This is a genomic window from Mixta tenebrionis (assembly GCF_006517625.1).
GTDB lineage: Bacteria > Pseudomonadota > Gammaproteobacteria > Enterobacterales > Enterobacteriaceae > Mixta > Mixta tenebrionis.
Genome location: NZ_VHQI01000003.1, coordinates 210,353 through 234,032, shown reverse-complemented (window position 1 = coordinate 234,032; position 23,680 = coordinate 210,353). Strand labels below are relative to the sequence as shown.

The window sequence follows — 23,680 nt, the reverse complement described above, 5'->3', positions numbered from 1 at the left end:
ATATTAATAGCGAATTTTCGGATCGATAACGGCATACAGCACATCAACGATCGCGTTAAAAATAATCGTCAGCGTACCGACCAGAATGGTCAGGCTCAGCACCAGCGAATAGTCGCGGTTTAGCGCGCCATTCACAAACAGCTGGCCGATACCGGGTAAACCATAAATAGTTTCAATTACCATCGAGCCGGTAATAATGCCGACAAAGGCGGGGCCAAGATAGGAAAGTACCGGCAGCAGCGCAGGCTTTAACGCATGGCGCAGCACGATGCGACGCATCGGTAATCCCTTCGCGCGCGCGGTGCGAATAAAGTTGGAGTGCATCACTTCAATCATCGAGCCGCGGGTAATACGTGCAATGCTGGCAATATAGGCCAGCGATAACGCCACCATCGGCAGAATCATAAATTCAGGCGCCCCGCCGTTCCAGCCGCCGCCGGGCAGCCACTTCAGCGTAATGGCGAAAATTAATACCAGCAGCGGCGCCACCACAAAGCTGGGTATTACCACGCCGGTCATGGCGACGCTCATTACCGCATAATCCCATTTACTGTTTTGGTTCAGTGCGGCAACAACGCCCGCCGATACTCCCAGCAGCACGGCGAAAATAAACGCCGCCGCGCCGAGCTTCGCCGAAACCGGAAAGGCGCCGGCCACCAAATCGTTAACGGTATAGTCTTTATATTTGAATGAAGGGCCGAAATCGCCATGCGCCAGCTGAATCAGATAACTGCCGTACTGCTTCCACATGGGATCGTTTAAATGATATTTCGCTTCGATATTCGCCATCACCTCCGGCGTTAAGGCGCGTTCGCCGGTAAACGGGCTGCCAGGCGCCAGGCGCATCATAAAGAAGGAGATGGTAACCAGAATAAACAGCGTCGGAATAGCTTCAAGGAAGCGACGCAGAATGAACTTTAACATTGCCCGTACCCGATAATTATGGCTTCAGCACACCGCCCAAAGCCATATTGCTTCATCAAGGGGCGGCACGAGGCCGCCCGGAAACCTGCATTAATGTTTAATGATATAGAGATCTTTATCGTGGGAGTTATCCAGCGGATCTTTGCCGCTGTAGCCGCCAACGTAAGGTTTCACCAGACGCAGGTTTTTGTAGTAGTAGATCGGTACGATAGCGGAATCGTTATCCAGCTGCTTCTCCGCTTCGCTGTAGAACTGGCTGCGCGCCGCCTCGCTGGGCGCGGCCAGCGCCTGAGCCAGCAGCTTATCAAACGCCTCGCTCTTATAGTGCGAGGTATTGTTGCTGCTGCCGGAAAGCATGGTATTTAAAAAGCTGGTCGGCTCGTTATAGTCGGCGCACCAGCCGGCGCGCGCCACGTCAAAGTTGCCCTGATGACGGGTATCAAGGAAGGTCTTCCACTCCTGATTTTGCAGTTTTACCTCTACGCCAAGGTTCTTTTTCCAGATAGAGGCGGCAGCGATAGCCAGCTTCTTATGCAGATCGGAGGTGTTATACAGCAGATTAAAGGTCAGCGGCTTGCCGGGACCATAGCCCGCATCCGCCAACAGTTTTTTCGCCTCTTCATTACGTTTTTCCTGCGTCCAGCCCATCCATTCCGGCTTCGTAATCGCCATGCCGTCAGTATAAGGCGGAGTATAGCTCCATGCGGGATCTTCGCCCTGCGCCTTCACCTTGTTGACGATAATGTCGCGATCGATGCCCAGCTTCAGCGCGGTGCGCACGCGCACGTCATTAAACGGCGGTTTCTGGTTGTTAATTTCATAGTAATAGGTGCAGAGATAGGGATCGGCGTGAATTTCCTGCGGGATCTCTTTTTTCAGCTTTTGATAAAGCTCGATCGGCAGATTGTTATAGGTCATATCGCTGCCGCCGCTGCGATACCGGTTAACATCCGTAACCTCAGATGAAATCGGCAGGAAGGTGACTTTATTCAGTACGGTGCGCGCATTATCCCAGTATTGCGGGTTACGCTCTACGACCAGGCGCTCATTGATTACCCACTCTTTGACTTTAAACGCGCCGTTGCCGACAAAGTTTTCCGGCTGCGTCCACTTATCGCCAAATTTATCCACCACCGGCTGATAAACCGGCGACATAGAGTGATGAATAATCAGTTTATCAAAATAGGGCACCGCCTCGCTGAGCGTCACCTCCAGCGTAAGATCGTCAATAGCCTTTACGCCCAGCGTATCGGGCGCCTTTTTACCGGCGATAATATCATCAACATTCAGCAAATGGCCGTATTGCAGGTAGCTGGCATAGGGAGAGGCGGTTTTCGGGCTGGCCAGACGACGCCAGCTGTAGACGAAATCTTTCGCCGTCACCGGTTCGCCGTTGGACCATTTTGCACTGTCGCGCAGATGGAAAATCCAAACCTTACCGCCCTCTTTGCTTTCCCAGCTCTCCGCTACGCCCGGTATTACTTTGCCGTTGTCATCGGTAATCGCCAGCCCTTCATAAAGATCGCGGCTGACATAAGCTTCCGGCACGCCTTCCACTTTATGCGGATCGAGCGACTGCAGCTCGGCGCCGTTCCCCCTGATAAGCTCCTGCTTGTCCGCCAGCTGAACGCCAGCCGGCACATTGGCCGCCAGCGCGCCGGTTGCCGTCAGCGCGCCCAGCGCCGCCATAACACCCAGCGCGGCCAGGCTTTTTTTTGTGATGTTGTTCATGTTTACTCCAGTTTTTTATCATTACCGCAGCATCAGCCTGCGGCTTTTCCCGCTGTCCGGGTAGCCTGTCTCACGCTCCGGAACCTGAAGCTGGACAGGGTTTACTTACACTTATGACGTAAGGGCTATCATCATCTGCGCCCGATCTGCGCCGGGCGGCAGGTTAATGTTGGGTGAGGTAGTAATATTTAATCTGCTGCAGATCCTGCGGATCTTTACCGGTATAGCCGCCGACCCACGGCTTCACCAGCCGCACGCTGACGCGATAATAGACCGGCACCAGCGCGGAATCTTTATCCAGCTGCGCTTCCGCCTGTTGATAAAGCGCGGCACGCTGCGCATCGTCGCGCGTATTAAGCGAGCGGGCGATCAGCGCGTCAAACGCCGGGCTGCGATAAAAGGCCGTATTAGTGGAAGAGTTGCTGAGCAGCATATTAAGGAAGGTAGACGGCTCGTTGTAATCGGAACACCAGGTGGCGCGCGCAACGTCATAATCGCCTGCATGCCGCGTATTCAGCATGGTTTTCCACTCCTGGTTTTGCAGCGTAACCCTGGCGCCAAGATTTTTTTTCCACATCGAGGCGGCGGCGATTGCCTGCTTTTTATTCTGATCGGAGGTGTTGTAGAGCAGCGTAAAGGAGAGCGGCTTATCTGCGCTATAGCCCGCCTCCGCCAGCAGCTTTTTCGCCTGCGCGTTCCGTTCCGCCTGCGTCAGCTTAAACCAGGCGGGCGCGGTGAAATTCCCGCCATCAATATAGGGCGGCGTGAAACTAAAAGCGGGAATCTGCCCCTGCCCCATCACCTTCTCCGCAATAATTTGCCGATCCAGCGTAAGTTTCACTGCGGTACGCACGCGCGCATCGTTAAACGGCGGGCGCTGATTATTTAATTCGTAATAAAAAGTGCAGAGATAAGGGCTGACACGAACCTGCGCGCCCAGCTCTTTTTTCAGCATCGTAAACAGCTCCGGCGGAACGGCGCTGTTGGTGATATCGATATCGCCGCTGCGGTAGCGATTAACATCGCTGGTTTCCGAACTGACAGGCAAAAAGACGGCGCTTTCAATCACCGTATGAGCATTGTCCCAGTATTGCGGGTTGCGCTTCAGGATAATTTTTTCATTAACAACCCAGCCGTCTAAGGTATAGGCGCCGTTACCGATATAATGTTCCGGGCGCGTCCACTTATCGCCCCACTGTTCTATCGCCGGACGATAGACCGGCTTTAAGGCGGTATGCGCCAGCATGGCGGTAAAATAAGGCACCGGCTGAGTTAGCGTAACCTGTAAATGGCGGGCATCCAGCGCCTTAACGCCCAGCGCTGACGGCGGCTGCCGTCCGGCGATGATCTCATCCACATTAGCGATATGCGCATATTGCAGATAGCTGGCATAGGGAGACGCCGTTTTCGGATCGGCCAGCCGCTGCCAGCTGTAGACGAAATCCTGCGCCGTTACTCCAGCGCGCATCCGGACGCAGGGTAAAGGTCCAGACATTATTTTCCTGCCGCCATTGCTGAGCGACGCCCGGCACCAGGCGTCCTGAATTATCAGTCGCAAGCAGCCCTTCCAGCAGATTAGCAATAACGTTGCTTTCCGGCACCCCTTCCGTTTTATGCGGATCGAGCGAAGCAACCTCGCTGCCGTTATTAATGGTAATCGCCTGTTGCTGCGCCAGCTTTGTTCCTGGCGGTACGCTGGCAGCCTGCGCATTGCATAACGAAGCGAGCAAAAGCGTTACGGTCACACTGCTATAGCGCTTGAAAATGGCTGATTTCATTAAATTCCTTGCTCTCGAAAAGTTACCGCTCTGGCTGTTAAGCAAAATTCATTCTCACTTGATGAGAACGGAAAATTCTTTTACCGGAAATTAACAGATGAATTTTTTCTGCGCCAAATACAAATGCCAAAAATGTTATCCATTTCTCTTTTATCACGATCGTTCGTATCAAGAAAGAATTATTTTTGCCAACAAATTATTATCTATCCCACTGATATCCATCATGAAAAAAAGCATAAACGGAGTAAATGCAGCAGAGTGGATAATTTACAGGTTACAAAACAAGCAAAAATTCATAACTTTGTTTTTACCTGGCATTTTTAGCTACCCTCAGGCAGGTATTGCCGATAAAAGCCTTACAAATGAAAAAAATAACGCACGCTGTGATGTGAAAATAATCACATTTACAGGCAACAGAGCGCCGTCGGAAAAAGTTCAGCAGGGAAACGAATAGTGCAGTGTAGCCAGGAAGCAGCATGAATAAATGCCCTAAAAAAGTGCATAAAACGCTGCATATGCATCAGAAAAGAGCAAAGGCGGGTTTTACAAAGGGATCATCAGGAGAGGATCGGGCGTTTACCTGAAATTAAACAGCGTAAACGCCTGCACAAAATTAGCCCAGCAGGCCAGGAAAACTGGCCTTCAGACCGGTGATAATAAACTCAATACCCAGCGCCATTAACAGCAGACCCATAATACGAGTAATAACGTTAATGCCGGTTTGCCCCAGCATGCGCACCATCATCGGCGCCGCACGAAACAGCAGCCAGCAGCAGAAAGCAAACAGCGCGATAGCGACGCTGAAGGCCAACAGATTCACCCAGCTATGATAACGAGTGCTCCAGACGATGGTAGAGCTGATAGCGCCGGGGCCCGCCATCAACGGCAGCGCCAGCGGCACGACGCCGATGCTCTCACGTACCGCCGTTTCTGATTTTTCCTGCTTATTTTGCTTGTCTTCTCCCAGCTTGCCGCTAATCATCGACATGGCGATAGTCACCACCAGGATGCCGCCGGCGATACGGAAAGAATCAATAGAGATGCCAAAAACGTGCAGAATCGCATCGCCCAGGAACAGCGCAGACCAGAGGATAATCGCAACGGCGAGGTTAGCCGTCAGGTTAGTTTTATTTCTTTCAGCAACAGCCTGATAGCTGGTCATGCTGATAAACACCGGAATAATGCCGATGGGGTTAACCAACGCAAACAGACCGACAAAAAATTTAATATAGCCAGACAGATCCAGCGCCAGGTTATTCACAAACCGCTCCACAAAACTGTGCCAAAGTTAACTGGCTTAATTTAATAGAAAAACCTCAAGGTAACCAGCCCACCATAGCAGAATAATACGCTTAACTTAGCGAGGATACCGGCTATAATCACTATTGTTAACGGCTTGCTCAGCATGTGATTCGAATTAACAATAGTTCCCCTTTATATTGTAAAAAATTCGATTCAGTTCAAAAAATAACCTTGCTGAAAGGTATCAGCTTTAAGGAATATTGATCTGCATCAAAAAATAACTACCTCGATCCAGGTAAGCTCAGGACATCAAAAGGAGTTGATAACGACTGGCGCTGCATTTTTAGCGCCGCCTCCATAGAAACTCTTTCAGTAAACGGCATGAGAATAGGTAAAGCGCACATTGCGCAGCCTGCACGACATAACGCAGGCGACGACTCTTCAGGCTCGCTTACTAAAAGAGTTTAACTTCTATCAGGAGAGTATTATGGCCGTTACCAATGTCGCTGAACTTAACGCACTTGTTGAACGTGTGAAAAAAGCACAGCGCGAATATGCCAACTTCACTCAAGAACAGGTCGACAACATCTTCCGCGCTGCCGCGCTGGCTGCTGCTGACGCCCGTATTCCTCTGGCCAAAATGGCCGTTGCCGAGTCCGGTATGGGTATTGTGGAAGATAAAGTGATTAAAAACCACTTTGCTTCAGAATATATTTACAACGCCTATAAAGATGAGAAAACGTGCGGCATCCTCGAAACGGATGACACCTTCGGCACCATTACCATCGCAGAACCTACCGGCCTGATTTGCGGTATCGTACCTACCACTAACCCGACTTCAACCGCTATCTTTAAAGCGCTGATCAGTCTGAAAACCCGTAACGGTATTATCTTCTCGCCGCATCCGCGCGCAAAAGACGCCACCAACAAAGCGGCGGATATCGTATTGCAGGCTGCCATCGCCGCCGGCGCGCCGAAAGACATTATCGGCTGGATCGATCAGCCTTCCGTCGAACTCTCTAACCAGCTGATGCATCACCCCGATATCAACCTGATTCTGGCGACGGGTGGACCAGGCATGGTGAAGGCCGCCTATAGTTCAGGTAAACCGGCCATCGGCGTTGGCGCAGGCAACACGCCGGTAGTTATTGACGAAACGGCGGATATCAAGCGCGCCGTCGCCTCTATTCTGATGTCGAAAACCTTCGATAACGGCGTTATTTGCGCTTCCGAGCAGTCTGTTATCGTGGTGGATTCCGTTTATGAAGCGGTACGCGAACGTTTCGCCAGCCACGGCGGCTATCTGCTGCAGGGCACTGAGCTGAAAGCGGTGCAGGATATTCTGCTGAAAAATGGCGCGCTCAACGCTGCGATTGTTGGCCAGCCGGCGGTGAAAATTGCCGAAATGGCGGGCATTAAAGTGCCGGCAAATACCAAGATTCTGATCGGCGAAGTAAAAGTGGTTGATGAAACCGAACCTTTCGCCCATGAAAAACTGTCGCCGACGCTGGCAATGTACCGCGCAGATGATTTTGCCCAGGCGGTAGATAAAGCGGAGAAACTGGTGGCGATGGGCGGCATCGGTCATACCTCCTGCCTTTATACCGATCAGGACAATCAGCGTGAGCGCGTTAACTATTTTGGCGACAAAATGAAAACCGCGCGTATTCTGATCAACACACCAGCTTCGCAGGGCGGTATCGGCGACCTGTATAACTTTAAGCTGGCGCCTTCCCTGACGCTGGGCTGCGGTTCCTGGGGCGGTAACTCTATTTCGGAGAACGTTGGACCTAAACATCTTATTAATAAGAAAACCGTGGCCAAGCGAGCTGAGAATATGTTGTGGCATAAACTTCCAAAATCTATCTATTTCCGCCGCGGTTCGCTGCCAATCGCACTGGAAGAAGTGGCAACGGATGGCGCTAAACGCGCATTTATCGTCACTGACCGCTTCCTGTTTAATAGCGGCTATGCCGATCAGATTACCTCCGTACTGAAGTCTCACGGCCTCGAAACGGAAATTTTCTTTGAAGTAGAAGCCGATCCGACGCTGAGCATCGTGCGTAAAGGCGCTGAACAGATGAACTCCTTTAAACCGGACGTGATTATTGCGCTCGGCGGCGGTTCACCGATGGATGCGGCCAAAATTATGTGGGTAATGTACGAACATCCGGAAACACATTTCGAAGAGCTGGCGCTGCGCTTTATGGATATCCGTAAACGTATCTACAAGTTCCCGAAAATGGGCGTGAAAGCGAAGATGGTCGCTATTACCACTACCTCCGGTACCGGTTCGGAAGTTACGCCGTTTGCGGTAGTAACCGACGACGCGACAGGCCAGAAATATCCGCTGGCGGATTATGCTTTAACCCCAGATATGGCGATTGTCGACGCAAACCTGGTAATGAATATGCCAAAATCGCTGACCGCTTTCGGTGGTCTCGATGCGGTAACCCACGCGCTGGAAGCCTATGTATCGGTGCTGGCTAATGAATATTCTGATGGTCAGGCTCTGCAGGCGCTTAAGCTGCTGAAAGATAACCTGGCGAACAGTTATCACAGCGGCGCGAAAAACCCGGTGGCGCGCGAACGCGTACACAATGCCGCAACCATTGCCGGCATCGCCTTTGCGAACGCCTTCCTTGGCGTATGTCACTCTATGGCGCACAAGCTGGGCTCCGAGTTCCATATCCCGCACGGCCTGGCCAACGCCCTGCTGATTTCGAATGTTATTCGCTATAACGCCAATGACAACCCGACTAAGCAGACCGCTTTCAGCCAGTACGATCGTCCGCAGGCGCGCCGTCGTTATGCAGAAATAGCCGATCATCTGGGTCTGAGCGCTGCTGGCGACCGCACCGCGCAGAAAATCGAAAAACTGCTGGCGTGGCTGGAAGAGATGAAAGCGCAGCTGGGCATTCCGAAATCAATTCGCGAAGCGGGCGTACAGGAAGCGGATTTCCTGGCGAAAGTGGACAAGCTGGCTGAAGATGCTTTTGATGACCAGTGCACCGGCGCTAACCCGCGCTATCCGCTGATCGCTGAGCTGAAACAGATTATGCTGGATACTTTCTACGGACGTGAATACGTAGAGCCTTTTGAATCCGTAGCTGAAGCGATTAGCGCTCAACCGGTTCAGGAGAGTAAAGCCGTGAAGAAAGCTAAAAAAGCCTGATTTTAAGGTTAAAGAAAAACCCGCTGCGGCGGGTTTTTTTATTGCCGTGGCAAATTGCCGCTGTGAGCATGCCCGTAACGAGGCGTGGCTTTGGCTCCGCTTATTACTCGCGGCTGGAGATTCACAGGAACGGCTGCCTCTGCCTCTGCCTCTGCCTCTGCCTCTTAGAGGTTTGGGTATGCCTTTGCAGGCGCCAACAATACCGCCGGCGGTAAAGAGGGAGATTTACTACCACCTGAGGGAATCATTACATTGCGTACAGAAAAGCGCTGCCGATGATTTGCTGCGGGGTGCTGGACTCAGCGCATTCACTTATCAAAAACGCGCTGTAAGCCGCTATAAGCGACGTTCCCGCCTTCCCTACAGGAATCCATTAGTCAGACTTGACCGGCGCCAGAAAGCCGTTAGCAAGCGCTTCTTTATAATGTTTACGGCATACGGAGACATAGCGCTCATTGCCGCCGATAACCACCTGCTCCCCTTCAGCATAGGGCTTCCCATCACCATCAAGTCGCAGTACCATGCCGGCTTTACGTCCGCAGTGACAAATAGTCTTTAATTCAACAAGTTTGTCAGCCCAGGCTAATAAATACTGACTGCCGCTAAATAATTCACCGAGGAAATCAGTGCGCAAACCATAACAGAGCACGGGAATATCAAGGTAGTCGACCACATCAGAAAGTTCTCTAACCTGATCGCGGGTCAAAAATTGGCATTCATCAACCAGAATGCAGTGTACCGGCTTTTTTTGATGTTCTTCAGTAATTTCACGCATCAGTAAAGTCTGATTGTTAAACAATTTAGCCGGCGACGAAAGACCGATACGTGAGCTTACCCTGCCGCTGCCAAAACGATCGTCTATCTCTGCGGTCCAGACCAGCGTACGCATCCCCCTTTCCTGATAATTATAAGAAGACTGCAACAATGCGGTGGATTTCCCAGCGTTCATCGCCGAGTAATAGAAATAAAGCTGAGCCATGGGCCAAACTCCGCCAAAAGGGTTAAACAAAAATAGCGGCCGGATTGTATCACAACGCGTGCGCCCCGGTGGGGCAACCCGTCAATAAGAATATCCTCTTTAACCGCAGCGGAGGGTTATCCCGACAGCGCTTCTGTCATAATGGGCCGCTGTGGCATAAAATGATAAAAGCGCAAACCTGACTCTTATTATCCGCGCTTCGATAAGCGCGCTGTAGAAAGTCTCCTATTGTTGACTAAGGTTTAGCTATACCCTGATTTAAACGATAGGCTGTACGGATAGCCCTTTGCATCCTGAGGATGTTTATGGGTGATGTTTAAAGCGACGCGCTTATTTTCACTTCCGGCATCTATAACTTTCCACCAATTGCGTTATGCAAATCGCACTTTAAAAAGACTTTGTGAATTTCTTACAAAATTAACTATTGCAGTTCTTTTTTTCCGCCTCTATTATTGTCAGGCAGAACATTTCTCCCACCCAATATATTTTGAGATTAGGACAATGAGCGAAGCACTTAAAATTCTGAACAACATCCGTACACTGCGCGCCCAGGCCAGAGAATGTACTCTGGAAACTCTGGAAGAGATGCTGGAAAAGCTGGAAGTCATCGTTAACGAACGTCGCGAAGAAGAAAGCCAGGCGCAGGCTGAAATTGAAGAACGTACGCGTAAACTTCAACAGTATCGTGAAATGCTGATTGCAGATGGCATTGACCCGAATGAACTGCTGCAAACCATGGCAGCCACAAAATCAAGCGGTAAAGCTAAACGCGCTGCGCGTCCGGCTAAATACAAATACGTTGATGAAAATGGCGAAACTAAAACCTGGACCGGTCAGGGCCGTACTCCAGCAGTTATCAAAAAAGCCATTGAAGAGGAAGGCAAACAGCTGGACGATTTCCTGCTGTAATTCCTGTTCAGGGTGCTTCCCTTAACCCCATTTGCCGATGGGGTTTTTTATTGATCGTTTTGTTGCACTCTTTTTATACACCAGGTATACCCATAAAAAAAGGAAGCTAATAGCTTCCTTTTTTATATCTGAATATCCGCTTTATACCCGATAAAACGCCCGGTACCAGTCGACGAAGCGCTGAACGCCCTCCTCTACGCTGGTTTGCGGTTTAAAGCCGATAGCTTCAAACAGCGCCTGCGTATCGGCGCTGGTTTCCAGTACGTCGCCAGGCTGCATCGGCAGCATGTTTTTACGCGCCGCAATACCCAGCGCTTTCTCCAGCGCCTCTATATAAGCCATCAGCGTCACTGGCTGGCTGTTACCGATATTATAGACCCGGTAAGGCGCCGAACTGGTTGCCGGTGAACCTTTTTCAACCGTCCAGCCAGCATCGCTTTGAGGAATAACCGCCTGCAAACGATAGATAGATTCCGTAATGTCATCAATATAGGTGAAATCCCTGCGCATTTCGCCGTTGTTATATACGTCAATACTTTCACCGGCAATAATAGCGCGTGTAAATTTAAACAGCGCCATATCGGGCCTGCCCCACGGACCATACACGGTAAAGAATCGCAGCCCGGTGGTAGGAATGCCATAAAGATGGGAATAAGTATGGGACATTAACTCATTTGCTTTTTTCGTCGCCGCATAAAGCGATACCGGATGATCGACGCTGTCATCAGTAGAAAAAGGCATTTTTCGATTCAGCCCATAAACAGAGCTGGAGGAAGCGTATAACAAATGCTCGATTTTATGGTGACGACAGCCTTCCAGGATATTGAGATGTCCAGTCAAATTGGCATCTGCGTAGGCATGCGGATTTTCAATAGAGTAACGTACCCCAGCCTGAGCGCCCAAATGGATTACCCGCTGAAAACGGTGCTGCGTAAACAGAGAAGCCATGGCGGCGCGATCGGCTAAGTCAGCTTCAATAAAGGTAAAATCTGCGGAAGTAATTTCATTAAGGCGGGCACGTTTAAGATTAACATCATAATAATCATTCAGGTTGTCGAGGCCGACAACCTGGTGACCGGCCGACAACAGGCGTTGGGTAACGTGAAAACCAATAAACCCTGCCGCGCCGGTAACCAGATAGTTCATATATTCCCCATTAATTATGCAATTTGAAGAGACGCTCCGCGGCCAATTGCATAATAAACAAAACCGCGTTTGCTGGTGCGCTCTGGATCATACAGGTTACGCCCGTCAAAAATCACGGGTTGTTTTAAGGCATTTTTAATGACGTCGAAATCCGGCGCGCGGAAGTTTTGCCATTCGGTGCAGATAACCAACGCATCAGCGCCCTGCAACGCCGCTTCTTTAGTTCCCATCAGCTTAAGATCGGCGCGGTGGCCATAGATCCGCTGAGCTTCATCCATCGCTTCCGGGTCAAAAGCCTGAACCGTTGCGCCAGCTGCCCAGAGCGTCTCCATCAGCACCCGGCTGGAGGCTTCGCGCATATCGTCTGTATTCGGCTTAAACGCCAGCCCCCACAGTGCGAAAGTTTTGCCCTGCAGATTGTCGCCAAAGTGACGCTTAATAAAGCCTGGCAGCTTCATTTTTTGATCGTCATTGACATCCTCTACCGCCTGCAGCAGACGAGGCTTATAGCCGATGGTTTCAGCCGTGCGAATCAGCGCCTGCACATCTTTCGGGAAGCAGGAACCGCCGTAGCCGCAGCCCGGATAGATAAAGTGATAACCAATACGGGAATCGGAGCCGATACCCTGACGCACTTTTTCAATATCCGCTCCCAGCCGTTCCGCCAGATTGGAAATCTCATTCATAAAGCTGATTTTTGTCGCCAGCATGCAGTTGGCGGCATACTTGGTCAGCTCTGCGCTACGAATATCCATCAGAATCAGACGATCGTGGTTACGGTTAAACGGCTCGTACAGTTCACGCAGCAGCTCAACAACTTCTTCGTTATCGGTGCCGACAACGATACGTTCAGGACGCATACAGTCGCTAACCGCCGCGCCTTCTTTCAGAAATTCAGGGTTGGAAACCACGTCAAAGGTTAAATCCACGCCGCGTGCGTTCAGGGTTTCCTGCATAACGCCGCGAACGCGATCGGCGGTGCCAACCGGCACGGTAGATTTATCCAGCACCACTTTGTGCTCGTTCATATGCTGAGCAATGGTGCGGGCCACGGCAGTAACATATTTCAGATCGGCAGAGCCATCCTCATCCGGCGGCGTACCCACGGCGATAAACTGCATCACCCCGTGATTTACGCCCTCTTCGGCATTGGTAGTAAAGTTCAGACGGCCCGCTTCATAGTTTTGCTTAACCAGTGGCGTCAGACCCGGCTCATAGATGGGAATAATTCCTTTCTTCAGATTTTCGACTTTGTTTTCGTCGACATCAATACAAAGAACGTCATGTCCGACTTCGGCCAGTACCGCTGCCTGAACCAGACCCACATAGCCGATACCAAATACGGTGACTTTCATTGCGTTATCCTGTTGCTGTGTGAGTTACTTTTTATTTTCAACGGTATCATTCAGCCACTGTTTGAAATCATTGCCCAGTGACGGATGGCGTAAACCATACTCAACGAATGCCTGCATATAGCCCAGCTTGTTGCCGCAGTCATGGCTGATGCCTTTCAGGTGGTAAGCTTCAACCGTTTCTTTTTCCATCAGCATGGCGATAGAGTCGGTCAGCTGCACTTCACCACCGGCTCCCGGAGGCGTTTTGGCCAGCAGAGGCCAGATATCGGCAGAAAGGACATAGCGTCCTACCACCGCAAGGTTTGACGGCGCTTCGCTGGCCTTCGGTTTTTCTACTACGCCTACCATCGGCGCGCTGTCGCCAGGCTGCAATTCCGCGCCCTGGCAATCCACTACGCCATAGGCGGTAACGTCGGCTACCGGTTCGACCATAATCTGGCTGCGGCCGCTTTCATCAAAACGGTTCAGCATTTCCGCCAGGTTATCTTTGGTCGGATTAGATTCATACTCATCGATAATAACGTCGGGCAGAATAACCGCTACCGGCTCATCGCCCACTAACGGATGCGCGCACATTACCGCGTGCCCCAACCCCTTCGCAATGCCCTGACGAACCTGCATGATGGTAACGTGCGGCGGGCAGATAGACTGAATGTCATCCAGCAGCTGACGCTTCACGCGTTTTTCCAGCATCGCTTCCAGCTCAAAACTGGTATCAAAATGGTTCTCAATGGAGTTTTTTGAGGAATGCGTAACCAGCACAATCTCATTAATCCCGGCGGCGATACATTCGTTAACGACATACTGAATTAACGGCTTATCAACCAGCGGCAGCATTTCTTTTGGAATGGCCTTGGTTGCGGGTAGCATACGCGTCCCCAAACCGGCAACAGGGATTACCGCTTTTTTTACTTTAGACTTATAGGCAGACATTAAAGGCACCTCTCTTATAGGCCGTTCAAGTTAATGCTTGATATGTCAATTTAAAAAACGAAACGAGTATATCAGTTCAGGGCCGCCGGATTTATCCTGGATAAGATGATTCTGGCGAAATTAAGATTATTACCCAAGTGTAAAACTTATAGTTACAACTGTCTGTGAAATGCAAAAAATAAAAAACAACCGGTGATTATTCAGGCGACAGCATCAGGCGTAGCCGCCCGCCGTTTCCCCATACCTGACACTGCCAGGCGCTGCCCTGCTGGCTAATTTGGTTAAGATGCGTGCTGCCCAGGGTTCCTAAAGGTACGCCGTTGCTAAGTTGTATTTCTTGATCGTCAATGTTTAGCGTTGCGTTTAAACCTGCTGAAACCAGAATCAGATTTTTACGGGCCTGATGATAATAGCCGACTAATAAAGGAAACTGCCCTTTTAGATTCGCCTGGCGCAATAACAGATTAACCTGCTTTAATACGCTGCTTAATTCCGGCAAACGCTGCTTTTGCCCGGAAAGCTGTTCCTGCAGCAGGCCGTTGAATAGCGCCCGCAGCAGCAGTGCCGCCAGCACGCCGTTGTCGCCGGCGCGCGTAACATCCAGACAATAAAAAGCCAGATCTTTATCGGATAATGCGGCAATATCCAGTACCAGCCCCGGCTGTTCCGCCATCGTAAGCTGACGATAGTTGATACGGCAGTTAGCAATCACCTGCTGCACCGGCGGCTGCAGTTGCTTAAGCAGTTTGGCCGCCGCGGAAGGATCGCTGACTAAAGCATCCCAGTCCTGAAAGAGCTGCTCCTCTTCTTCGACCTGCGACGTAAACATCGAAGGATACAGGCACTCGTAGACCGCCTCTCGCAGGCGCTCCATATCTTTTATCGGCTTCAGCAAGACATCCTGCACGCCAAGACGCAGAACATGAGCAATATCGGACATCTGCTCAGTGGCGGAAATGACCAGTACAGGAACCTGGTTGTTGCGGGTGCGTAAATGCTCTACCAGCTTGATGCCGTTCATCCGCGGCATTTCCAGATCGCAGATCAGTAAATCGGGCTGATGGGAGCGCAACGTTTCGATAGCATCAAGCCCATCGTTAGCCACAAGCAGATCAGCGCCAAGCGAACCTAAGAAATTTTCCAGCAGGGAGCGAAAAACGATCTCATCCTCAACAATCAGGATCTGTTTTCCTGTTAATGGTTTTTCCATTGCGTCCCCCTGTAAGCCAGATAATTCAATAGTGGTCCAGGATACGCACTTGTGCCTGTCAGATTTGACTGAAGTGACATATATAATTGACCCATTCCCCTTACCGGCCTGGTACTAACGGTAATAATTCATCCATTTTTTTCTCAACCGCAGCTTCCCCGGCGGCGATCGCTTCCTCTGCGCGATGAAAATCAAGCGTCCTGATTTGCGGACAATAGGGCTGTAGTAAAACATCCGGCGGGTCTCCCGCCATGCGGCTGCGTTTCAGACGATTTTCCAGAACATGAATAGAGGTTGTCATAATTTCCATGGCGCCCGGCGCAAGCATAGCGCGTCGCTGCGTCAGGCGCTGCGCAAGACGTTGACGTAACCGGGCGCGCCAGGTGATAAGCTCCGTTTCCGGCGCGGGCTGCGCTGGCGAAGCGGAAAGTAAATCCTGCGGCATTAAATGGGCGTCGTGCTGAAGATCTACGGCGATAACGATATCCGCGCCCAGCGCTCTGGTCAGCGAAACCGGAACCGGATTGACCACGGCGCCATCTACCAGCCAGTAGCCTTGATGCTCAACGGGCGCCAGCAGCCCCGGCATGCTGCAGGAAGCACGTAGCGCCTGATGTAAATCGCCTTCGGTTAACCAGAGCTCGCGTCCGGTGCTCAGATTGGTAGCCACCGCGCCAAAGCGGAGATGACACTGTTCGATAGACTCATCAGGCATCAGCCGACGGATCTGGTTAAAAACGCGATCGCCGCGCAGCAAGCCGCCTCGCTGCCATGAAAAATCCATCAACCGAATCACATCCCAATAGCTAAACGAACGTACCCATTTATCCAGCAGTTCCAGCCGGTTTGTTGCCTGTGCTGCGCCAACCAGCGCGCCGATAGAACAGCCGGCAATCACATCAGGCTCTATGCCCGCGCGCGCCAGCGCATTGATAATGCCAATATGGGCCCATCCCTTGGCGGCGCCTGAACCCAGCGCCAGTCCAACTTTCACCTTTCTCATTGCATTCCTGTTTTAACCCTTCTTTGCTGAATGGCGTTAAGCGCCAGGGTCAGATAACATAACGTAAAATAACGCCTTTAACCCTGTGGTTGCAAAACCTGGAGATAACGTGTCTGAAAACTGCCCATGCTGCAGCGGTTTGCAGTATAGCCTATGTTGCGGTCGCTATCTAAGTGGCGACCTGCTGCCCCCTACCGCGGAAGCCTTAATGCGCTCGCGTTACACCGCCTATAGCCGGCACGACGCTGACTACTTAATCGCTACCTGGCACAGTACCCATCGCTCCCCGCAGCTGCGCCAGGCATTGTCTGAAAGTTTTCCTCATACCCAGTGGCTGGGATTGAGGATAATTGCCTGTGAAGATGGAGAGAAGGAAAACGAAGCCTGGGTAACCTTTTTTGCGCGTTACCGCGAAAACGGCCGTTCCGCTGCAGTTCATGAACGTTCGCGCTTTGTTCGCGAGGATCAACGCTGGTACTATATTGACGGAACCGCACCTCAGGTGGGTCGAAACGATCGCTGTCCCTGTGGCTCCGACAAAAAATACAAAAAGTGTTGCGGCCAGTAATGCTGGCGCCGTTCAGTTCCGCCGCTCTCCCGCTTCAACAGGATTGATACAGATGCAAGCGCAAAATCTACAACGAAAAGTACTACGAACGATTTGCCCTGACGCCAAAGGTCTTATCGCCAAAATCACGAACATCTGCTACAAGCACGAACTCAACATCGTACAGAACAATGAGTTTGTCGATCATCGCACCGGCCGTTTCTTTATGCGTACCGAGCTGGAAGGTATCTTTAACGACGCCACCTTGCTGGCCGATCTGGATGGCGCGCTGCCGCAGGGTTCCGTTCGCGAGCTACAGTGCGCCGGACGCCGCCGCGTAGTGATCCTGGTAACTAAAGAGGCGCACTGTCTGGGCGATCTGCTGATGAAAAGCGCTTTTGGCGGGCTGGATATGGAAATCGCCGCGGTTATCGGCAATCACGATACGCTGCGCTCGCTGGTTGAACGTTTCGATATTCCTTTCGTACTGGTTAGCCATGAAGGGCTCAGCCGCGAAGAGCATGATAATAACATGGCGGAGCAGATCGATCGCTACCAGCCAGATTATGTCGTGCTGGCGAAATATATGCGTGTACTGACGCCTGCTTTCGTCCAGCGCTACCCTAACCAGATTATCAATATTCATCACTCTTTTCTGCCGGCGTTTATCGGCGCGCGCCCTTACCACCAGGCCTATGAGCGCGGCGTAAAAATTATCGGCGCAACGGCGCACTACGTAAATGACAACCTGGATGAAGGTCCGATTATTATGCAGGATGTGATTAACGTCGATCACAGTTATACGGCAGAAGAGATGATGCGCGCGGGACGGGACGTAGAGAAGAATGTCCTGAGTCGGGCGCTGGATAAGGTGCTGGGTCAGCGCGTATTCGTTTACGGCAACCGCACGATTATTCTGTAATGTCGGCGGCGCCGGTTGTTCAGCAAACCGGCGCCGTGCATAAAAAAGCGGCGAACGATACGCTTTTTTCCGCATGACGCTTTACAGCATCGCATCATTTGGTATGATGCGCCCCGCTTTCAGGCATTTATGTCTGACCAGTGGTGGGATTCCCGAGCGGCCAAAGGGAGCAGACTGTAAATCTGCCGTCACAGACTTCGAAGGTTCGAATCCTTCTCCCACCACCATTTTCAATATTGACGCCACGTTGAACCAGAGTGAAACGGTTGACGTTTTCACTGTTGGGAGAAGGTGAGAACCTGCGACAGGTTCGAGTCGAGCAGCGCGAGACAACGGCGATTGACTAAGCTGAAAGCGCCAGGCATTATCTAAACAGCTTTATCTGGTGGGATTCCCGAGCGGCCAAAGGGAGCAGACTGTAAATCTGCCGTCACAGACTTCGAAGGTTCGAATCCTTCTCCCACCACCATTTTCAATATTGACGCCACGTTGAACCAGAGTGAAACGGTTGACGTTTTCACTGTTGGGAGAAGGTGAGAACCTTCGACAAGGTTCGAGTCGAGCAGCGCGAGACAACGTGCGCAGCACGGCCCGCAGGGTGAGGAGCGAAGCGACGAATAATCCTTCTCCCACCACCATCTTTCTTTAATTCTCCAGTTATATTCATCCGCTCAGCCATCCCATTTTCCCGTAACGGGAGAAGGTGAGAACCTTCGACAAGGTTCGGGGCGAGCAACAATTCTCCAATTTTATCCATCCGCTCAGCCATCCCATTTTCCCGTAACGAGAGAAGGTAAGAACCTTCGACAGGGTTCGGGGCGAGCAACGCGAGACAACGTGCGCAGCACCAGGCAAAACGCTAAAGCTCACGGCGGCTTACCGTGACATCATGCGCCCGCTTCTGTTAACATTCCGCCATCTTTTATCAGGCAGTTAACGCGACATGAAATTTATCTCCTTCAACATCAACGGGCTACGCGCTCGCCCCCATCAGCTTGAAGCGATCATCGCTCAACATAACCCAGATGTTATCGGCCTGCAGGAAACCAAAGTCCACGACGATATGTTTCCGCTGGAGGAAGTCAGCAAGTTGGGCTATCACGTCTTTTATCACGGGCAAAAAGGTCATTATGGCGTGGCGTTGCTGACGCGCGAAATGCCGCTAACGGTGCAACGCGGCTTTCCCGACGATGATGAAGAGGCGCAGCGTCGTCTGATTATGGCGCAAATCCCTACGCCATCAGGCGATATTACCGTCATCAACGGCTATTTTCCCCAGGGCGAAAGCCGCGACCACCCCACTAAATTTCCGGCCAAAGAGAAATTTTACCGCGATCTGCAAAGCTATCTGGAAGCGCATCTGAAAGCCGATGACCAGGTGGTGATTATGGGCGACATGAATATCAGCAGCAGCGATCTTGATATCGGCATTGGCGAGGAGAGTCGTAAACGCTGGCTGCGCACCGGCAAATGTTCTTTCCTGCCGGAAGAGCGCGAGTGGATGGATCGCCTGCTGAACTGGGGGCTGGTGGATACCTGGCGTGCGGCTAACCCTGACTGCGCTGACCGTTTCTCCTGGTTCGACTACCGCTCGAAAGGCTTTGATGATAATCGCGGCCTGCGGATCGACCTGCTGTTAGCTACGCGCCCGCTTGCGCAGCGCTGCATCAATACCGGCATTGATTATCAGATTCGCGGCATGGAAAAACCTTCCGACCATGCCCCGATCTGGGCTGAATTTAGCCTGTAACATTCAGGCGCTGCGGGTCCATCCGCAGCGTTGCTTATTTAACTATGCGCCAGATAAGATTATTGGTTCCCAATGATTTTTCATCGCGCACGCACTGCAACAGTATTCCTTCCGCCTTAACGATCGCGCCTTCGGAATAGCTGCGATTCTCATAGGTACAGCAGCGTAAACAGGGAGATGCCTGCGCGCCGTTCTGCCCCTGCGTCCAGACTTCCGGCGGCAGCTCCACTACCACATCGCTGTTGCCTGCCGTACTCCCGCTATTTCCCGCCCCGCCGCTGCCGGCGCCATAATCATGGCGCTGCGCCTGCACCGCCGTAGCGATCAATAGCAGCAGCGCGATACCCGATACCCGTTTCACTATCCCGTCTCCTTCGCTTTCGCCTTTTTGCCACGACGTTTGCCGCCGCCGCCGGGCGCCGCTACGCCGCGAAACGCGCGCGCGGAACTTTGCTGGCGCGCCTGGGCGATAAGCTCATGCAGCGTCGCTACCAGCGGCTGCATAAAGTCCTGATAACGACAGGCTTTTTCACTGATTTTCGTCAACGTCGATTCCCAGTGCGCCGTCATATCAGGGCGTGCGGCCATTTCAGGCAGAGAATGAATCAGCGCCCTGCCCGCCTCGGTGGCGTGAATATAACGCCCTTTCTTCACCAGGAAAGCGCGCCGGAACAGCAGCTCAATAATGCCTGCCCGCGTCGCCTCCGTTCCTAAACCATCGGTTGCACGCAGGATTTTCTTTAGATCTTTATCCTGCACAAAACGGGCGATACCGGTCATGGCGGATAAAAGCGTAGCGTCGGTAAAATGGCGCGGCGGCTGAGTTTGCTTCTCGACGATTTCACCTTTTTCACACAGCAGCTCGTCGCCTTTTGCTACGACCGGCAGCGGCGTACCGTCATTCTCTTCATCACGCTCCTTGCTGCCTAACAGCGCGCGCCAGCCCGCCTCGGCCAGAAAACGCGCTTTAGCGATAAATTTCCCGCCGGCGATATCGAGTTCGATAACACACTTACGATAAACCGCATCAGGACAGAACTGCATCAGATACTGACGCGCAATCAGGCCATACACCTTAGCTTCATTATCGGTCAGCCGTACCGCGCTGCTGCGCGCAGTAGGAATAATGGCATGGTGCGCATCCACTTTCTTATCGTCCCAGCAGCGATTTTTACGATCGCTGGCAAAATCCGCCGGCGGCTTCATATCAGGCTGATGTACGCCGATCGCATTCAGCACCGCATGGCGTCCGGCAAAGTGCTCCTCCGGCAGATAGCGGCTGTCGGAACGGGGATAGGTGATCAGTTTGTGGGTTTCATACAGGCGCTGGCAGGTATCCAGCACCATCTGCGCGCTGAGGCCATAGCGTTTTGCCGCCTCAATCTGCAGGCTGGAGAGCGAAAAAGGCAGCGGCGCCGTATCGTTTTCGCGCTTATCCTGATAGCTGGTAACCAGCGCCGGCTGGCCGCCGATGCGCGCCAGCACATGCTCCGCCAGCGGACGATGCAGCAGCCGTCCCTCTTCATCCTGCCAGGGTTCGCAGGCGTCGCTCGGCTGCCAGAGGGCAACGAATCGCTCCTCTTCAGGCGTTACGATATGAGCCTTCACCTCAAAATAATCTTTGGGAACAAAGTTCTCGATCTCTTCATCGCGCCGCACCACCAGCCCCAGCACCGGCGTCTGTACGCGCCCTACCGACAGCACGCCGTCATAGCCCGCATTACGGCCCAGCAGCGTCCAGGCGCGGGTCATATTAATGCCGTACAGCCAGTCGGCGCGCGCTCTCGCCAGCGCCGAAACGCACAGCGGGATAAATTCCCGATTCTGGCGCAGACGTCCTACGGCGCGCTCCACGGCCTGCGGGTTGAGATCGTTAATCAGGCAGCGCTGTACCTTTTCGCGCTTTTCAGCAGGCAGCGCGAGGTAATCCAGCACCTCGTCCACCAGCAGCTGCCCTTCACGGTCCGGGTCGCCTGCATGGACAACTTCATCGGCCTGCTCCAGCAGTTTTTTTACCACGTTCAGCTGCTTCGCCACCGAAGGACGCGGCTGAAGGCGCCATTTTTCCGGCACAATCGGCAGATCGGCCAGCGCCCAGCGCGCATAGCGGCTATCGTAGCTGTCAGGCTGCGCCTGTTCCAGCAGATGCCCCACGCACCAGGTGACAATTTGATCGTTTCCACAGGCAATATAGCCATCTCCGCGCCGATGCGGTTTTGGCAGCACATCGGCAATAGCACGGGCCAGGCTTGGCTTTTCAGCAATAAACAGGCGCATTAATGGGGCAAGACTCTCTTACGGCAATATTTCAATCAAGGGAACACCGGGGCTGGCCGGAATTAACTCGCCAATCGGACTGACGGAAAGCATCAGATTGTCAGCCAGTCGACGAAACTCGTCAATGGCATCCTGACGCACCGCCACCAGTAAACCACCGGACGTTTGCGGATCGCACAACAGTTTACGCTGCGGCTCGCTCATCTCGCCAATCAGATGGCCATAGCTGGCAAAATTGCGCTGGGCGCCGCCCGGCGCGCAGCCAGCGGCAATATAATCATCCACGCCCGGCAGACGCGGCACGGCCGAAAATCGCACCCGCGCCCGCACGTCGGAGCCCTGGCAAATTTCGCTCAGATGCCCCAGCAGGCCAAAGCCGGTAACGTCGGTCATAGCCGTCACCCCGGAGAGGCGGGCGAAATGTTCGCCGGCGCTGTTTAGCTGGCACATTACGTCACGCGCCAGCCCCTGGTGTTCCGGACGCAACAGTGATTTTTTCTCGGCGGTGGTTAACACGCCAATGCCCAACGGCTTGGTGAGAAACAGCGTACAGCCCGCTTCGGCGGCGCTGTTCTTTTTCACCCGTTCGCTGGGCACCACGCCGGTAACCGCCAGCCCAAAAATCGGCTCCGGCGCATCGATAGAGTGGCCGCCCGCCAGCGCGATGCCGGCAGCATGGCAGACGCTGCGTCCGCCCTCCACCACTCGCCTGGCGATTTCCGGCGGCAGTTTCTCCAGCGGCCAGCCCAGAATCGCAATCGCCATTATCGGCCTGCCGCCCATGGCGTAAATATCGCTAATGGCGTTGGTAGCAGCGATGCGTCCAAAATCAAACGCATCATCGACAATCGGCATAAAAAAATCGGTGGTGCTGATTACCGCCGTACCGTTTCCCAGGTCATACACGGCAGCATCGTCGCGCGTTTCGTTCCCCACCAGCAGCTGAGGATCGTGAAACGCCGTCAGCTCGCTTTGCAGGATGGTTTCTAAAACCTGGGGAGATATTTTACAACCGCAGCCCGCGCCGTGGCTGTATTGGGTCAAACGAATTTTCTGGCTCATGGGTGGCTCCTTCGTCCGCATCACTGGGCCGTATGTTAACGTGTTAGCCATAGCGTGATAAGTCACCCCGGTCGCAGTGTGCGGAAAAAGCAGGGCCAAAGCGCTACCCTGCCAGAATAAATGCGGCGCGTCTGTCAGAAATAGCTGACAAAGGGTGCGGTTTCAGGCGGTAAAACCGTGGTAGAGGATTTAAGCTGCGGCGTGCCGAGATAGAGGAAACCGACAATCGCATCCTGTTCGCGACAGTGGAAAGCCGTGCGTACCGCTTCGTTATCCGTCCAGGCTCCGCTGCGCCAGATACCGTTAAAGCCCTGCGCCATCGCGGCCATCTGCATCGCCATAACCGCACAGCCGGCGGAAAGCAGCTGTTCCCAGCGCGGCACTTTAGGATGCGCTTCGCAGTGCGCCACTACGGTAATAATCATCGGCGCGCGAAACGGCGCCTGCCTCGCTTTTTCGACTGCTTTATCATCCTGGCCGCCGTCGCGCGCCGCCTGCTCCAGCAGCTGGCTGAAACGATCAAGACCATCTTTTTCTATAATATGAAAGCGCCAGGGCTGCAGGGTGCCATGATCCGGCGCGCGCATCGCGGCGCGCAAAATATTTTCCAGCGCTTCGCCGCCCGGCGCAGGCTCGGTTAAACGCGACGCGGAACGGCGGTTAACCAGTAAACTCAGTGCCTCCATAGGGCCCTCCTGATAATGATTAGCATTCTTATTAAATTACCACAGGCTGAA

The 23,680-nt window shown here is 52.7% G+C and carries 19 protein-coding genes, 2 tRNA genes, 1 other RNA gene and 1 pseudogene; 9 read left to right on the top strand and 14 right to left on the bottom strand.

Going from position 1 to position 23,680, the window contains the following annotated elements:
• Positions 1-3 precede the first annotated feature (3 nt).
• The 3 genes and pseudogenes from oppB to FKM52_RS06635 form a co-directional block, all read right to left on the bottom strand.
• Complete coding sequence (gene oppB, locus FKM52_RS06645; protein ID WP_141175409.1) at positions 4-924, bottom strand: oligopeptide ABC transporter permease OppB; 921 nt, start codon at positions 922-924, stop codon at positions 4-6.
• A 90-nt stretch (positions 925-1,014) separates the two neighbouring features.
• On the bottom strand, positions 1,015-2,655 hold the full coding sequence (oppA, locus tag FKM52_RS06640) for an oligopeptide ABC transporter substrate-binding protein OppA (RefSeq protein ID WP_141175408.1): 1,641 nt from the start codon (positions 2,653-2,655) through the stop codon (positions 1,015-1,017).
• 163 nt (positions 2,656-2,818) lie between these two features.
• A pseudogene (locus FKM52_RS06635) lies at positions 2,819-4,433 on the bottom strand (ABC transporter substrate-binding protein).
• 97 nt (positions 4,434-4,530) lie between these two features.
• Between FKM52_RS06635 and FKM52_RS06630 the strand changes: the two are divergent.
• Complete coding sequence (locus tag FKM52_RS06630) at positions 4,531-4,887, top strand: hypothetical protein (protein WP_141175407.1); 357 nt, start codon at positions 4,531-4,533, stop codon at positions 4,885-4,887.
• 159 nt (positions 4,888-5,046) lie between these two features.
• Here FKM52_RS06630 and FKM52_RS06625 read toward each other — a convergent pair whose 3' ends face one another.
• Positions 5,047-5,694, bottom strand: coding sequence for a YchE family NAAT transporter (locus tag FKM52_RS06625; protein ID WP_141175406.1), 648 nt, complete (start codon positions 5,692-5,694; stop codon positions 5,047-5,049).
• Between the two features lie 468 nt (positions 5,695-6,162).
• Between FKM52_RS06625 and adhE the strand changes: the two genes are divergently transcribed.
• The gene (adhE, locus tag FKM52_RS06620; protein ID WP_141175405.1) at positions 6,163-8,850 is read left to right on the top strand and encodes a bifunctional acetaldehyde-CoA/alcohol dehydrogenase; all 2,688 of its coding nucleotides are present in this window, start codon (positions 6,163-6,165) and stop codon (positions 8,848-8,850) included.
• Positions 8,851-9,223: 373 nt separating this feature from the next.
• On the opposite strand, the gene tdk is transcribed toward adhE, so the two are convergent.
• Positions 9,224-9,829: a thymidine kinase gene (gene tdk / locus FKM52_RS06615; protein WP_141175404.1), complete on the bottom strand. Its 606-nt coding sequence runs from the start codon at positions 9,827-9,829 to the stop codon at positions 9,224-9,226.
• 501 nt (positions 9,830-10,330) lie between these two features.
• Here tdk and hns point away from each other — a divergent pair.
• Positions 10,331-10,738 (top strand): histone-like nucleoid-structuring protein H-NS, encoded by a 408-nt coding sequence (hns, locus tag FKM52_RS06610; RefSeq protein ID WP_141175585.1) that lies wholly within the window; start codon positions 10,331-10,333, stop codon positions 10,736-10,738.
• A 141-nt stretch (positions 10,739-10,879) separates the two neighbouring features.
• Here hns and FKM52_RS06605 read toward each other — a convergent pair whose 3' ends face one another.
• From FKM52_RS06605 to rssA, 5 genes are all read right to left on the bottom strand, one after another.
• Positions 10,880-11,884: an NAD-dependent epimerase gene (locus FKM52_RS06605; RefSeq protein WP_141175403.1), complete on the bottom strand. Its 1,005-nt coding sequence runs from the start codon at positions 11,882-11,884 to the stop codon at positions 10,880-10,882.
• Between the two features lie 14 nt (positions 11,885-11,898).
• On the bottom strand, positions 11,899-13,239 hold the full coding sequence (locus FKM52_RS06600; protein WP_141175402.1) for a UDP-glucose dehydrogenase family protein: 1,341 nt from the start codon (positions 13,237-13,239) through the stop codon (positions 11,899-11,901).
• Positions 13,240-13,263: 24 nt separating this feature from the next.
• Positions 13,264-14,172: a UTP--glucose-1-phosphate uridylyltransferase GalU gene (gene galU / locus FKM52_RS06595; RefSeq protein ID WP_141175401.1), complete on the bottom strand. Its 909-nt coding sequence runs from the start codon at positions 14,170-14,172 to the stop codon at positions 13,264-13,266.
• A gap of 196 nt (positions 14,173-14,368) precedes the next feature.
• Positions 14,369-15,382, bottom strand: a complete 1,014-nt coding sequence (rssB, locus tag FKM52_RS06590; protein WP_141175400.1) for a two-component system response regulator RssB — start codon at positions 15,380-15,382, stop codon at positions 14,369-14,371.
• Between the two features lie 100 nt (positions 15,383-15,482).
• Positions 15,483-16,385, bottom strand: a complete 903-nt coding sequence (gene rssA, locus FKM52_RS06585) for a patatin-like phospholipase RssA (protein ID WP_141175399.1) — start codon at positions 16,383-16,385, stop codon at positions 15,483-15,485.
• Positions 16,386-16,494: 109 nt separating this feature from the next.
• Between rssA and FKM52_RS06580 the strand changes: the two genes are divergently transcribed.
• The 6 genes from FKM52_RS06580 (at position 16,495) to xthA (ending at position 19,604) form a co-directional block, all read left to right on the top strand.
• A complete protein-coding gene (locus tag FKM52_RS06580; RefSeq protein ID WP_141175398.1) occupies positions 16,495-16,953 on the top strand; it encodes a YchJ family protein in 459 nt (152 codons plus the stop codon).
• 52 nt (positions 16,954-17,005) lie between these two features.
• A complete protein-coding gene (gene purU, locus FKM52_RS06575; RefSeq protein ID WP_141175397.1) occupies positions 17,006-17,854 on the top strand; it encodes a formyltetrahydrofolate deformylase in 849 nt (282 codons plus the stop codon).
• A gap of 142 nt (positions 17,855-17,996) precedes the next feature.
• A tRNA-Tyr gene (locus FKM52_RS06570) sits at positions 17,997-18,081 on the top strand.
• 157 nt (positions 18,082-18,238) lie between these two features.
• Positions 18,239-18,323, top strand: a tRNA-Tyr gene (locus FKM52_RS06565).
• A gap of 44 nt (positions 18,324-18,367) precedes the next feature.
• A non-coding RNA gene (locus FKM52_RS06560) (RtT sRNA) lies at positions 18,368-18,492 on the top strand.
• Between the two features lie 305 nt (positions 18,493-18,797).
• A complete protein-coding gene (xthA, locus tag FKM52_RS06555) occupies positions 18,798-19,604 on the top strand; it encodes an exodeoxyribonuclease III (RefSeq protein ID WP_141175396.1) in 807 nt (268 codons plus the stop codon).
• 34 nt (positions 19,605-19,638) lie between these two features.
• Here the strand turns inward: xthA and FKM52_RS06550 are convergent, their stop codons facing one another.
• The 4 genes from FKM52_RS06550 to FKM52_RS06535 all read right to left on the bottom strand — a co-directional run bounded on the left by FKM52_RS06550 (position 19,639) and on the right by FKM52_RS06535 (position 23,629).
• Positions 19,639-19,965 carry a DUF1496 domain-containing protein gene (locus tag FKM52_RS06550; protein WP_377091389.1) on the bottom strand — a complete coding sequence of 109 codons (327 nt, stop codon included), beginning with the start codon at positions 19,963-19,965 and terminating at the stop codon, positions 19,639-19,641.
• Positions 19,965-21,881, bottom strand: a complete 1,917-nt coding sequence (locus FKM52_RS06545; RefSeq protein WP_141175395.1) for a DNA topoisomerase III — start codon at positions 21,879-21,881, stop codon at positions 19,965-19,967. The genes FKM52_RS06550 and FKM52_RS06545 overlap by 1 nt, the downstream gene beginning before the upstream one ends.
• A gap of 18 nt (positions 21,882-21,899) precedes the next feature.
• On the bottom strand, positions 21,900-22,943 hold the full coding sequence (gene selD / locus FKM52_RS06540; RefSeq protein ID WP_141175394.1) for a selenide, water dikinase SelD: 1,044 nt from the start codon (positions 22,941-22,943) through the stop codon (positions 21,900-21,902).
• A 134-nt stretch (positions 22,944-23,077) separates the two neighbouring features.
• Positions 23,078-23,629, bottom strand: coding sequence for an NAD(P)H nitroreductase (locus FKM52_RS06535; RefSeq protein WP_141175393.1), 552 nt, complete (start codon positions 23,627-23,629; stop codon positions 23,078-23,080).
• Positions 23,630-23,680: the final 51 nt, after the last annotated feature.